The organism is Clostridium acidisoli DSM 12555 (assembly GCF_900176305.1).
GTDB classification, from domain to species: Bacteria; Bacillota; Clostridia; order Clostridiales; family Clostridiaceae; genus Clostridium_I; species Clostridium_I acidisoli.
Window position 1 is genome coordinate 179,563 of sequence record NZ_FWXH01000004.1, and the last position, 13,447, is coordinate 193,009.

Annotated in this window: 12 protein-coding genes, 1 pseudogene and 1 riboswitch; of the genes and pseudogenes, 11 read left to right on the top strand and 2 right to left on the bottom strand. The window is 29.3% G+C overall.

The window, feature by feature from the left end; all coding sequences use genetic code 11:
- Nucleotides 1-19 precede the first annotated feature (19 nt).
- Nucleotides 20-667 carry a TIGR01906 family membrane protein gene (locus B8978_RS08735; protein ID WP_423236712.1) on the bottom strand — a complete coding sequence of 216 codons (648 nt, stop codon included), beginning with the start codon at nucleotides 665-667 and terminating at the stop codon, nucleotides 20-22.
- A 299-nt stretch (nucleotides 668-966) separates the two neighbouring features.
- Between B8978_RS08735 and groES the strand changes: the two genes are divergently transcribed.
- The 3 genes from groES to B8978_RS08750 all read left to right on the top strand — a co-directional run bounded on the left by groES (nucleotide 967) and on the right by B8978_RS08750 (nucleotide 4,193).
- Nucleotides 967-1,254, top strand: coding sequence for a co-chaperone GroES (gene groES, locus B8978_RS08740; RefSeq protein WP_084115268.1), 288 nt, complete (start codon nucleotides 967-969; stop codon nucleotides 1,252-1,254).
- Between the two features lie 46 nt (nucleotides 1,255-1,300).
- A complete protein-coding gene (groL, locus tag B8978_RS08745) occupies nucleotides 1,301-2,932 on the top strand; it encodes a chaperonin GroEL (protein ID WP_084115269.1) in 1,632 nt (543 codons plus the stop codon).
- Nucleotides 2,933-3,044: 112 nt separating this feature from the next.
- Nucleotides 3,045-4,193: a hypothetical protein gene (locus B8978_RS08750; RefSeq protein WP_084115270.1), complete on the top strand. Its 1,149-nt coding sequence runs from the start codon at nucleotides 3,045-3,047 to the stop codon at nucleotides 4,191-4,193.
- Here B8978_RS08750 and B8978_RS08755 read toward each other — a convergent pair.
- A complete protein-coding gene (locus B8978_RS08755; RefSeq protein ID WP_084115271.1) occupies nucleotides 4,147-5,931 on the bottom strand; it encodes an EAL domain-containing protein in 1,785 nt (594 codons plus the stop codon). The two genes, B8978_RS08750 and B8978_RS08755, sit on opposite strands and share 47 nt — an antisense overlap.
- Before the next feature lie 280 nt (nucleotides 5,932-6,211).
- Nucleotides 6,212-6,308, top strand: a riboswitch (purine riboswitch).
- 102 nt (nucleotides 6,309-6,410) lie between these two features.
- On the opposite strand from B8978_RS08755, the gene guaB reads away from it, so the two are divergent.
- The 8 genes and pseudogenes from guaB to B8978_RS08785 form a co-directional block, all read left to right on the top strand.
- Nucleotides 6,411-7,865 (top strand): IMP dehydrogenase, encoded by a 1,455-nt coding sequence (gene guaB, locus B8978_RS08760; protein ID WP_084115272.1) that lies wholly within the window; start codon nucleotides 6,411-6,413, stop codon nucleotides 7,863-7,865.
- Nucleotides 7,866-7,922: 57 nt separating this feature from the next.
- On the top strand, nucleotides 7,923-9,455 hold the full coding sequence (gene guaA / locus B8978_RS08765; RefSeq protein ID WP_084115274.1) for a glutamine-hydrolyzing GMP synthase: 1,533 nt from the start codon (nucleotides 7,923-7,925) through the stop codon (nucleotides 9,453-9,455).
- 321 nt (nucleotides 9,456-9,776) lie between these two features.
- Entirely contained in the window at nucleotides 9,777-9,932 is a 156-nt protein-coding gene (locus B8978_RS19815) for a 4'-phosphopantetheinyl transferase family protein (RefSeq protein WP_176212651.1), read from the top strand.
- A 14-nt stretch (nucleotides 9,933-9,946) separates the two neighbouring features.
- Nucleotides 9,947-10,138 carry a 4'-phosphopantetheinyl transferase superfamily protein gene (locus B8978_RS20510; protein WP_423236715.1) on the top strand — a complete coding sequence of 64 codons (192 nt, stop codon included), beginning with the start codon at nucleotides 9,947-9,949 and terminating at the stop codon, nucleotides 10,136-10,138.
- Nucleotides 10,139-10,197: 59 nt separating this feature from the next.
- Nucleotides 10,198-10,887 carry a thioesterase II family protein gene (locus B8978_RS08775; protein ID WP_084115278.1) on the top strand — a complete coding sequence of 230 codons (690 nt, stop codon included), beginning with the start codon at nucleotides 10,198-10,200 and terminating at the stop codon, nucleotides 10,885-10,887.
- Nucleotides 10,888-10,949: 62 nt separating this feature from the next.
- On the top strand, nucleotides 10,950-11,105 hold the full coding sequence (locus B8978_RS19820) for a hypothetical protein (RefSeq protein ID WP_176212652.1): 156 nt from the start codon (nucleotides 10,950-10,952) through the stop codon (nucleotides 11,103-11,105).
- Between the two features lie 255 nt (nucleotides 11,106-11,360).
- Nucleotides 11,361-11,552, top strand: a pseudogene (locus tag B8978_RS08780) (hypothetical protein); the annotation flags it as partial.
- 222 nt (nucleotides 11,553-11,774) lie between these two features.
- Nucleotides 11,775-13,447: condensation domain-containing protein (locus B8978_RS08785; RefSeq protein ID WP_176212653.1), on the top strand; the 1,673-nt coding region annotated here is incomplete at its 3' end.

A 13,447-nucleotide genomic window follows, 5' to 3' on the forward strand; every position in this document is an offset into this window, starting at 1 on the left:
TATTATAAGATTTTTTAGTTTATAGAGTCCTTGTGATTTTTTTGTAAAGTACTAAATAAAAACCACCTAATAAAGTTGAGAAAGTAACTATTAGCATCATGCAGTGCATAAAAAATTGTTCTGGGAGTATAAGTATTATAGGATCAGTTTTTGGATCAAATAACCAAAGGTCATTTCTAAACAAGATTTTGTGAAAAATAGTAAAAAGTTTGTCAAAATCTAAAAAGGATAAAGGAATCAATATTAAAGGAATTAATATTAGGATAATTCCAGCAATTTTTAAATATAAAAAACTCTTATTTTTTTTAAAAATTATAATGAATATGCAAATAAATAATATGCAAAGCAACAAAATATAGTCCATTTCTTTAAAAATCCTTTTAACCTCAGTAAAATGAGTTGCGCCACTAGAAGAATAACTTAATGTTGGAAGAGCAAATTTATCTGTATTATTTTTATTTAAATAATCAATAATATAATTATAGTTGGATTTTATTGAAGCAAGATCTAAGCCGGATGAATTCACAATATTAAGTTTATCCACATCATAATAGTATAGTTGTTTAAAATTATAGGTTATTTTTGTGGAAACAATAACAGTACATAAAACTAGTGCAATAGCAACTATAAATTGTAATAAAAAATGATTACTTTTCAATAGAATCACCTCCAAAGTACCTATATATAATTGTTGACAAATTTACAAAATTTAATTAAAATTGACCATTTATTTTTATTATACATAAATATGCAGGAAATTTAAAGCAATATATAGTAAATGGCTAATATAGTGATTTAATTTGATTTTAAAAGGATATACTGCTATAATTAGCTAAATTAAGCAAAACATTAAGTTTGATTATATAAATGGTATTAATTATTATAATAATTGTATTAGCACTCAATAATGATGAGTGCTAACAGGATGTTATTTAAATTTTTCAAATATTTTAGGAGGGTTTAGAGATGAAAATTAGACCACTTGGAGACAGAGTTGTTATTAAAAGATTAGAAGCTGAAGAAACAACAAAAAGCGGAATTGTTTTACCAGGAGCTGCGAAAGAAAAACCACAAATGGCAGAAGTAGTAGCAGTTGGACCTGGCGGCTATGTTGATGGAAAAGAAATTAAAATGGAACTAAAAGCTGGTGACAGAATATTCTTTTCAAAATATAGTGGAACTGAAGTTAAACTAGATGGCGAAGAGTATTTGATATTAAAACAAGACGATGTATTAGGAATAGTAGAAGAATAATTAAAAAAATAATAAATTTTTAAAATATTATTGGAGGGATTTTGAGATGGCTAAAAGTATATTGTTAGGTGAAGAAGGCAGAAGAGCTATGCAAAAAGGCGTAGATAAACTTGCCGATACAGTTAAAGTAACCTTAGGACCAAAGGGAAGAAATGTAGTACTTGATAAGAAATTTGGATCACCATTAATAACAAATGATGGTGTTAGTATAGCTAGAGAAATTGAATTAGAAGATCCATATGAAAACATGGGAGCACAACTTGTAAAGGAAGTTGCTACAAAAACAAATGATGTAGCTGGAGATGGTACTACTACAGCAACATTACTTGCTCAAGCAATAATAAGAGAAGGTTTAAAAAATGTAACAGCTGGTGCAAACCCAATACTCTTAAGAACTGGAATAAGAAAAGCAGTTTTAGCTACTGTAAAAGAATTAGAAGAGTTATCAAAACCTATAAATGGTAAGGAAGATATCGCTAGAGTTGCAGCAATATCAGCAGCTGATCCAGAAATAGGAAAACTCATTGCAGATGCAATGGAAAAAGTTGGCAATGAAGGCGTTATTACAGTAGAGGAATCAAAGTCAATGGGAACAGAACTTGACATAGTAGAAGGTATGCAATTTGATAGAGGATACTTAAGCCCATACATGGCTACTGATACTGAAAAGATGGAAGCAGCTTTAGAAGACCCATATATATTAATAACAGATAAAAAGATATCAAGTATTCAAGAAATACTTCCAATATTAGAACAAATTGTTCAACAAGGAAAGAAACTTTTGATAATAGCTGAAGACATAGAAGGAGAAGCTCTTGCAACTTTAGTAGTTAATAAGTTAAGAGGTACTTTCACATGTGTTGCAGTTAAAGCACCAGGTTTTGGTGATAGAAGAAAAGATATGCTTACAGATATAGCTACTTTAACAGGTGGAGAGGTTATTTCTGAAGAACTAGGAAGAGAACTTAAAGATGTAACTTTAGAGATGCTTGGAAGAGCTGAAAGTGTTAAAATAACTAAAGAAAACACTACAATAGTAAATGGAAAAGGTGATAAAACTGCAATACAAGACAGAGTATCACAAATAAAAACTCAAATCGAAGATACAACTTCAGATTTTGATAAAGAAAAACTTCAAGAAAGACTTGCAAAACTTGCTGGTGGAGTTGCTGTAGTTAAAGTAGGAGCTGCTACTGAAACAGAACTTAAAGAGAGAAAATTAAGAATAGAAGATGCTCTTGCTGCAACAAAAGCTGCAGTTGAAGAAGGTATAGTTCCTGGTGGTGGTACTGCTTATATTAATATATTGCCAGAAATCAAAAAACTTTCTGATGAAGAACCAGATATTCAAGTTGGTATCAATATAATAATAAAAGCTCTTGAAGAACCAGTTAGACAGATAGCTGCTAATGCTGGACTTGAAGGTTCAGTTATAATAGAAAAAGTAATAGCTAGTGAAAAAGGAATTGGTTTTGATGCATTACGTGAAGAATATGTAGATATGATAAAAGCAGGTATAGTAGACCCTACTAAGGTTACTAGATCAGCACTTCAAAATGCAGCATCAGTTGCTTCAACATTCTTAACTACAGAAGGAGTTGTGGCAGATATACCAGAAAAAGCTGCTCCAGCACCAGGTGCTCCAGGAATGGGCATGGGAATGGATGGAATGTATTAATCCGTAAATATAAAAAAGTGTCTTGCAAAGATTTCTTGCAGGGCACTTTTTATATTGATATAATTAATGTATTATAAATAATGTAAAATATAGTTTATTATGAGGTGGGGCTTTGATAAAATTTATACGAAATAATAAAATTAACGCTTTTTATATTATCTTAATATCATTTCTAGGAATAATATTAAGATATAAATTATTAGAATACAAAAGTGATGACCTTATAGAGTTTTTAAACCCTTGGTATAATTTTATTAAAACACATGGTGGTTTTCATGCATTAAAATATAGCTTTGCGGATTACACTCCACCATATCTATACATAATGGCAGTTGGTACTTATTTAAAACTATCTTCAATTATATACTTGAAAGCAGTCTCTATAATATTTGATTATATAGCAGCAATAACAGTGGCCCTTATTGTCAAAAAAAAGTATAATAGTGCAAATATTTACCTAAGTGCATACACAATAATATTGTTTTTGCCTACGGTTGTTTTAAATAGTTCATATTGGGCACAATGTGATATAATATTTACTACTTTTATTTTATTGTCCATTTATATGTTAGCAAACAATAAAATAACCTTATCAACTATATTTTATGCTGTTTCCTTTACATTTAAACTTCAAGCTATATTTATAGCACCACTATACCTAATCCTCCTATTAAAAAAGAAATTTAAAATAAGACATTTAGCGGTATTTGTTGTAGTATACATTTTTTCTGTTTTACCAGCAGTATATATGGGTGGATCGTTAAGCAAACTTTTAACAGTATACTTAAATCAATCTTCGGAGTATACATCCTTGACCAAAAATGCTCCTACATTGTTTATGCTGTATCCACAAAATGTAAATCAAGAGCTTGCCACATATATGGGAATTGCATTTACCATGTTTTTAGTTTTAAGTTTATGTTTAATTCAAATACATTATTTAAAAGATATAAGTTACGAAAATATAATTGAATTGGCATTTATATTTGTGCTTGTAGTTCCATATTTTTTACCTAGAATGCATGATAGATACTTTTTTTTAGCAGATGTATTTTCTGTGATATATGCATTTTATTTTCCCAAAAGAAAAATTGGAGTTTTAATTGTACCAGTAGTGTCTTTATTTGTATATATAAATAGTCTATTCCATATACGATATATTCCATTTAGAATTTTATCTGTTGTATTATTTTTAACTATAGTATATGTCCTCTTCAAATATTTTCAGAGAATTCGTAAATCATATTTATATCTTCAATAAAATATGAACTTTTCTTTTCAGCTTTTACTTGCTTTTTTATATGGGCTATGTATTTTGAAATATCATCAGCGGCTGAAAAATTTTTAAAGTTACCATACATGCCTGCAATTGATATTGATGTTAATGAGAACACGTCCTCATTGCCTTTTCTATCATGTGCAATAATATAGCCATTTGCTCTATCTTTTTCATTAAAAAATTCTATAATAGCTTTGTCAAAGCTATTAATAAAATCTTTACATAGCGCAACGCAGCTCTCAAATGGGCCTTCAAAGATTGATACAAAATCATCACCACCAATATGACCAACAAAGCTATTAAAAGGGAAACAATGTTTAATAGACGTTTGTATTATATCTGCGGTAAATTTTATGACTTTGTCTCCATTTTCAAAGCCATAGGTATCGTTATAAATTTTGAAGTTATTTAAGTCAAAATAAAGAATACAAAAATTTTTTTTACTTTGAATTACTTCATTTAATACATTAAAAATTATTGTATTTCCAGGAAGACCAGTTAAAGGATTTAATTCCTTTGCATAGTTTCTTTCCAAGGTGGTTGTATACTCTAGTAATCTTTTAATAGTAACTATCCCAGAATACTTATTTGATTTTGTAACAATAACATAATCATAAAGTCTACTATCATCACGTTCCATAGCAATTTTTGAAACTGTGCTAATAGAGGTATTAAAATCTACAATTAAAGGATTCCTATCCATTATTATAGAAACCGGTCTTTTGCCAAAAACAGCATTTCCATATTGTGTTGCAAGGTTTGAATTTAAGGTATGTTCCATAATAAGACCTACAGGTGAGGCATTAGCATCTACAATGCAAGCACCTGTAGCTTTTGTTAGTGAAAAATAATCCTTCATAAGTTTGCAGGAAACTGCCTCAGTAAAGGAACTTTCCCCTGAGATAATTTGTCCAATATAATGTTTGTTAATTCCAAAGGAATAATCAAAGTTTTCTTTAATGTCTATTATCATGTCCTTTATATTTAAAGGTATTTCGTTAAATATTGGAGAAGGTTTCTGTAAAAAAAAGCCTTGACCAGCATATACGTTTAAACTAATTAAAGTTCTAAGTTCAGCCTCTGTTTCAATCCCCTCTGCAATCAATTTCATATTTGTATTTTCAGATAATGTCACAAAAGTTTTAATTAGAGCTTGTTTAAATGTATCTTTATCTATGTTTCTTATAAGTTCTATATCAATTTTAATGAAGTGAGGTCTTATTTCACTTAAAGTTGTTAAACCAGAATATCCAGAGCCAATGTCATCAATGGCAATTTTATAACCTTGTTCAACGTAATTGTTTATAACATTTTTAAAGTTTTTATAGTCACTTATAGAAGTTTTCTCTGTAATTTCAAATATAACAGATTCAGGAGTTATGTTATGTTTTGCTAGAAATTCTTTTGTAAAACCTTGCTTAAATTTTGAATCCTTTATTATTAGAGGATCTACATTTAAGAAAAGATATTTGTTTTTATCTAAACCATAAGAATTTTCTAAGGCTTTCATTCTACATAATTGCTCTAAGTCCCAAATAAGATCAAAATCCTTAGCTGTTTCAAATAGTTTGTCGGGAAAGAAAAGAGGAGAATTTAATGGACCACGACTTAATGCTTCATATCCGATGACTTCACCATTTTTTAAGTTTACAATAGGCTGATAAAGCGTAGTGATTGATTTATCTTTTAATATTTTGTTTAGTTCATTAATATTTTTCATTTGAACACCCCATATCTTAGTATCCTAATTTAATTATAGTTACTATATAATTTTGTATGTTAAATGTATTTTAAGTTTTGATTAATTTTTAAATATATATGTAAAAAATATTATTTTGGCATAATAATCGGTATGAGTTTAATATTTATATAAAAAATATTGCGTTTAATAGATAAAATGATAAAATAAAAACCTAGCTAAATGATGTAATATGTATATATGGCAAAATTTGCAATTGACAAAAGTGCTTATTTTAAATAAAATTAGTCTTAATATTAAGGTAAGAATCTAATAAACAACTCGTATATCCCTTGGATTGGCAAGGAGTTTCTACCGGAAGCCGTAAATTTCCGACTATGAGTGATTTTTATGTATATCTTTTTGTGTCATTATTAAGGTGTGCTAATTTTCACTCCGTGGAATTAGTACGCTTTTTTGTTTACTTAAAATTATAAAAGAGAAAGGAAGTTATTAAAAAAATGGCTATTATTTTAAAACAAGCTTATACTTTTGATGATGTATTATTATTACCTAACAAATCCGAAATTCTCCCTAAGGATGCAGATCTTAGAACTAACTTAACTAAGAAGATAAAATTAAACCTTCCAATTATGAGTGCAAGTATGGATACAGTAACTGAATCTAAAATGGCTATTGCTATGGCAAGAGAAGGCGGAATAGGAATAATTCATAAAAACATGAGTATTGCTGAGCAAGCATCTGAAGTTGATAGGGTAAAAAGACAAGAGAATGGAGTAATAACAAATCCTTTTTCATTAGCACCAGAAAATACAATTGAAGAAGCACTAAAGCTAATGGCTAGATACAGAATATCTGGAGTGCCAGTAACAGTTGAAGATAAATTAGTTGGAATAATTACTAATAGAGATATTGTATTTGAAACAAATTTTAAAAGATTAATATCTGAAGTTATGACTAAAGAGAATTTAATAACTGCTAAAGAAGGTACAACTTTAGATGAAGCAAAAAAAATATTAAAAGAACATAAAATTGAAAAACTTCCGCTAGTTGATAGTGATAATAACTTAAAGGGACTTATTACTATAAAGGACATTGAAAAAGTAAAGGCATTCCCAAATGCAGCTAAGGATTCCCAAGGAAGACTTCTTTGTGGAGCTGGCGTTGGTGTAACTAAAGACATGATGGAAAGAGTTGACGCTCTTGTAAATGCACATGTAGATGTAATAATAATAGATACAGCTCATGGACATTCTAAGGGAGTAATTGAAGCAGTTAAAGCTGTGAAGGCAAAATATCCAGAACTTCAAGTAATTGCAGGTAATATTGCAGTAGCAGATGCAGCAAGAGATTTAATTGAAGCAGGAGTAGATGCAGTAAAAGTTGGTATAGGACCAGGCTCAATATGTACAACTAGAGTAGTTTCTGGTGTTGGAGCGCCACAACTTACAGCAGTTATGGATTGCGTGGAAGTTGCTAGAGAATATGGTATTCCAGTTATTGCTGATGGAGGCTTAAAATATTCAGGAGATATAGTTAAAGCACTAGCTGCAGGAGCAAAGGTTACAATGATGGGTTCAATGTTTGCTGGATGCGAAGAAGCACCAGGTGAGATTGAAATGTATCAAGGAAGAAGTTACAAAGTTTATAGAGGAATGGGATCACTTGCAGCAATGGCAAATGGTAGTAAGGATAGATATTTCCAAGAAGGTAATAAAAAATTAGTTCCAGAAGGCGTTGAAGGAAGAGTACCTTTTAAAGGATCTGTTTTAGATACAATTTATCAACTTGTTGGTGGAATTAGATCAGGAATGGGTTATTTAGGTGCAAAAACTTTAGAAGATTTATATGAAAGTGCTAAATTTGTGGTTCAAACTTCAGCAGGTTTAAGAGAAAGTCACCCTCATGACATATCTATAACAAAAGAAGCACCAAATTATAGTGTTAATCAATAAGGTAAATGAAAAAATAATATTTTTGAATATGCCTAAAACATACCTTAGGAGGAAATTATGGAAAGAGAACTGGTTTTAGTTATAGATTTTGGAGGTCAGTATAATCAACTTATAGCAAGAAGAGTTAGAGAAAACAATGTTTATTGTGAGATAATACCATATACTTATACCCTTGATAAGATTAAGGAAAAAAATCCTAAAGCTATTATACTTACTGGTGGCCCAAACAGTGTATATGGAGAAGGTGCTGCAAGAATTGATAGTGAAGTATTTGAACTAGGCATTCCTGTGCTTGGAATATGTTATGGTCATCAACTAATAACACATACACTTGGCGGAAAAGTTCAAAGTGCAGAAATAAGAGAGTACGGAAAAACAGAAGTTGAGATTACTGGAGATTATAAATTGTTTGAAGGTATTGAAGGCAAAAAAACATGCTGGATGAGTCATACAGATTATGTTTCAGAAGTACCACAAGGTTTTAAGATAATTGCACATTCTAAAGAGTGTCCAGTTGCAGGAATGGTAAATGAAGAAAAAAACATATATGGAGTTCAATTTCATCCAGAAGTAGAGCATACTGTTTTTGGAAGGGAAATGCTTTCAAACTTTCTTTTCAAAATATGTAAGTTAAAAGGCGATTGGTCAATGTCTTCTTTTGCAGAAGAAAAGATTAAGGCTATAAAGGAGCAAGTAGGAGATAAGAAGGTTATATGTGCACTTTCTGGTGGCGTTGATTCTTCTGTTGCAGCAGTACTTGTCCACAGAGCCATAGGAAAACAGCTTACTTGCGTATTCGTTGATCACGGTCTTCTTAGAAAAGATGAGGGAGATCAAGTTGAAAAGGTATTTAGAGAGCAATTTGATATGAACCTTATAAGAGTAAATGCTAAGGATAGATTTTTAGAAAAACTTAAAGGTGTAAGTGATCCTGAAAAGAAGAGAAAGATAATAGGGGAAGGTTTCATAAGATTATTTGAAGAAGAAGCTAAAAAACTTGGAGAAATAGCTTATCTTGTTCAAGGTACAATTTATCCAGACGTTGTAGAAAGTGGAACGGATACTTCTGCTACTATAAAAAGTCATCACAATGTTGGTGGACTTCCAGAGGACATGGACTTTAAACTTATTGAGCCATTAAGAGAATTGTTTAAGGATGAAGTTAGAGCTGTAGGAGAAGAACTTGGAATCCCACATAAACTTGTGTGGAGACAGCCTTTCCCAGGACCAGGTCTTGGAATAAGAGTTTTAGGAGAAGTTACAGAAGAAAAACTTGAAATAGTTAGAGAAGCAGATGCTATTTTTAGAGAAGAAATTGCAAATGCAAAACTTGATGAAAGTATATGGCAATATTTTGCTTGCCTTCCAGGTATCAGATCTGTTGGTGTTATGGGAGACGAGAGAACATATTCTCATTTAGTTGCATTAAGAGCCGTAACAAGCTCAGATGCTATGACTTCTGATTGGGCTAGAATACCATATGAAGTTTTAGACACAGTTTCAAGAAGAATAGTTAACGAAGTTAAAGGAGTAAACAGAATTGTTTATGATATAACTTCTAAGCCACCATCTACTATTGAGTGGGAATAAAACATAAATATAATTTGAAATGAAAAAGCCTATTTTACAGCGTTTATTATGATTAATAATCTGTAAAATAGGCTTAATTTTATATCAAGTGGGATATTTGAATGGAAGAAAAACCATATCTATTTTTAGATTTTGATTGTATTTACAATTCCTATATGTCCTAATTTCATAAGAGTAGTTTACGTATTTTTTATTTTGTGATTATTTGTAAATTATAAATATATTTATAATTTAACTACTTATATTAAAAGAAGTTGAAAAATGTAATTTCATACAGTATAATAAATTTATTGGTAAAATCCGTATAGAACAGAATGAATATTGGATGATATAAATGGAAGTGTATCTAAATTTTGTTTTAACATATCTCATTCCGGTGATTATGTATTATGTGGTGGTGTTGATAGCCCTATAGGAATTGATGTTGAAGAAGTAAAACATATTGAATATGAAGAGATATCTAATTTTTTTCAATAAATGGGTTTGAGTATATTGTTAATCAAGACTTAAAATTTAAATTAGATAGGTTCTATGAAGTATGGAAATTAAAAGAAAGCTATATTAAATGCTTTGGACAAGGAGTGTCAATATCTTTAAAGTTATTTGCTATAGAGTTATGTTATAAAGTAGCTGCGTGTTCATTAAGTAGAGAGATTTTTAATAACATAAGAAAATTGGATTAGAACTGTTTAATTAGTAAATATATTGGATTTAATCTTTAATAGATAGGAGAGATAGTCTAATGATATTATTTTGTTTGCCATATGCAGGAGGATCAGAAGTTATATATTATAAATGGAAAAAGTATTTAAATTCTTCAATACATATAGAGCCCATAGAACTTAAAGGAAGAGGAAAACGGTTTAATGAAAATTTTTATGAAAATTTAGAAGAGGCTGTTGAGGACATATTTGAAAATATAAAAGATAAGATATTAGAAGATGATTATGCTATTTACGGACATAGCATGGGTAGTCTTTTAGCATATGAGTTATATTATAAAATATACAATGGAAATGTTAAATTGCCTAAACATATATTTTTTTCAGGGTATAAGTCTCCTAGTATACCCAGAAAAAGAAAAATACATTTATTACCGGATAGGGAATTTATTAAAGAAGTAATTGAGTTAGGTGGTACACCACAAGAGGTAGCAGACAATGAAGAATTAATTCAGTTGTTTACACCAATTCTTAGAAATGATTTTAAAATGTTAGAGACGTATCTTTACAAAGAAAAGAAGGATAAAATTCAATGTGATATTTCTATTTTAAATGGAAAAAAAGATAATATAACTTTAGAAGAATTATTAGCATGGAAAAATCATGTAGATAAAGGATTTAAAGTTTACAATTTTGAGGGAAATCACTTTTTTATAAACGATAATGTTGAAAATATAACAAAAATTATAAATATTACATTAGTTGAATAGAAGGCATAGCAAAATAGGAATAAAAATGAGAAAAATTTAAATAAATTTTAAAAAAATCAGCTGTGGTCAACAGGCTATTTTGTGCAACAGTAGGAGCAGTAACAGAGGAAGTGATAAAGGAATATATAGAAAATCGGGACAAAGAAGATATGAAAGATATATTTACAATTGAGGATAAAAAACTAGAAAACGTTGAGAACGTCCATAGGTTTGTGTAAATTAGAATAGACAAGGCTGATTATAATTAGAAATTACTATAGGTAAAATTACCTGTAGTAATTTTTATTTGCTTTGATAACCACTGGTTATGCCCAACATCATAAACTTAAGAATTTTTAGATATTATTCTTTATCAAAATGCATGTCATACAATTAGCAACTATACAACACTGAAAGGAGACAGTTATTACAGCGAAAAAATATTGGATGACTACGTATCCCATGCCGAAAATAGAGCAGAAAACAAAGATATATGTAGTGGTTATTTTAGATTGTTAAAGTGTATTGGTTGGATGCTGAAATCTTTTGCAATTACTGGGGAAGAATATATAAAAAATCAGATACAAGAAGATTTGGCATATGGACAGATGAGTTTGAAAGAGTATATTGACCCGTTTACGGGTAGTTATGATTTTGTGATTATTTTTAATATGATTAATTTTTAATAAGTATAAGTAAAAATATTTATACTAGTTTATTTCAAATAACTTCAATAAAATCAAATAACTTTACTATATAGACATTATATACTATAATAGTAAACATGTAATGATTAATTAAAAAATAGCATAATAGGTTAAAATTAGGAGTAAATGAAAACGTTTAGTAGCTATTTTGTCATAATCAAATTATTATTGTGTAAATTAGACAATGGGGGTATGCAAAAAATGCTAAAAGAGCAATTAGATAATCAAGAAGTGGAAAAGTATCCTTTAACATCATATCAAAATGATGTATGGACCGAACAATGTTTATATAAAAATAAGCCAATATACAATATTGGCGGTTATGTTGATATTAAAGGGAACATTAATTATTTAAGTTTCCAAAAGGCTGTACAAAAACTCATTGGAGATAATGATAGTTTAAGAATTAGAATACAGGAACATGATGGTAAGGCATTTCAGAAAGTATTGAAAAAAATAGAATATAAGGTTCCTTTTTATGATTTTTCATCAAAAGAGTATTCTGAAAAGTTTTCATTAGAATGGATGCAAGAAGAATTTCTAAAACCATTTGATTTCAATAGCAATGATAATCTATTTGAAATTATGCTTATTAAAGTAGATGAAAATAGATATTTTAATTTTTTTAGGGTACATCACATAATATCAGATGGATGGGGACATTCAATTATAGTTAGAGAATTAGTTAGTAATTACAATGAAATAGATAATTCTCAAAATTACATAGAAAAACATTCTTACTTGGAATTTATAAGGGATAATAAATCGTATAGAGAATCTGATAAGTATTTGAAGGATAGAGAATTTTGGAAAGATAAATTTAAATGTATTCCTCAAAATATATTTGTTAGAAATATTAAAAGTAATAAACTGGTATTTAGTAATAGAGAAAGTGTAACAATAAAGAGAAATACATATAATCAAATAATGGAATACTGCACCAAGGAAAAATGTTCTGTATTTCATTTTTTCCTTGGTGTATTAGGTACATATTTTTCAAGAGTTTCTAATTCAAAAGAGGTAGTAATTGGAGTTCCTATATTAAATAGAACAAAAGCTAGTCATAAGCAAATAGTAGGTCATTTTGCCAATGTTATACCTTTAAAGATAGAAGTATCAAAGGAAAAGAGTTTTTTGGAATTAATGAATGAAATAAAGATGGAGCTAAAGGCATGCTATAGACACCAAAAGCTCTCCTTTGGAGAAATTTACACAAGTATTTCTAAAGATAGAGATCAGAAATTGTTTGATATAACCTTATCTTATGAAAATCATAATTATGCAGCAGCTTTTAATGGAACAAAAACAGATATAAGAACATTAAGTCATAGGCATGAAAGAAATGCTTTAGCTGTGTTTATTCGAGAATTTGACGAGGATAAGGATGTTGAAATTAATTTTGATTATGCCATTGATGCATTTGAAAAGTTCATACCAATAGAAAATGTTGTTACTAATATAAAACATTTAGTTGAAAGTATTATAAAAGATAGTGACAAAAATATTAATGATATAGAAATAATAAATGAAGAAGAAAAGCACAGATTATTAGTAGAATTTAATGATACAAAGGCAGATTACCCAAGGAATAAAACGATAAATGAATTATTTGAGAAACATGCAGAAAAGACACCGGATGATATTGCAGTTGTATATGAAGATAAAAAGATGAGCTATAAAGAGCTAAATGAAAGGGCAAACTCTTTAGCAAGAGCCTTAAGAGAAAAGGGAGTAGGTAAAGATGTCATCGTAGGAATGCTTGTAGAGAGATCTGTCAATATGATAGTAGGAATAATGGGTATTTTGAAGGCAGGAGGAGCATATATGCCAATAGACCCAGACTATCCAGAGGACAGAATAGAATATACGCTTGA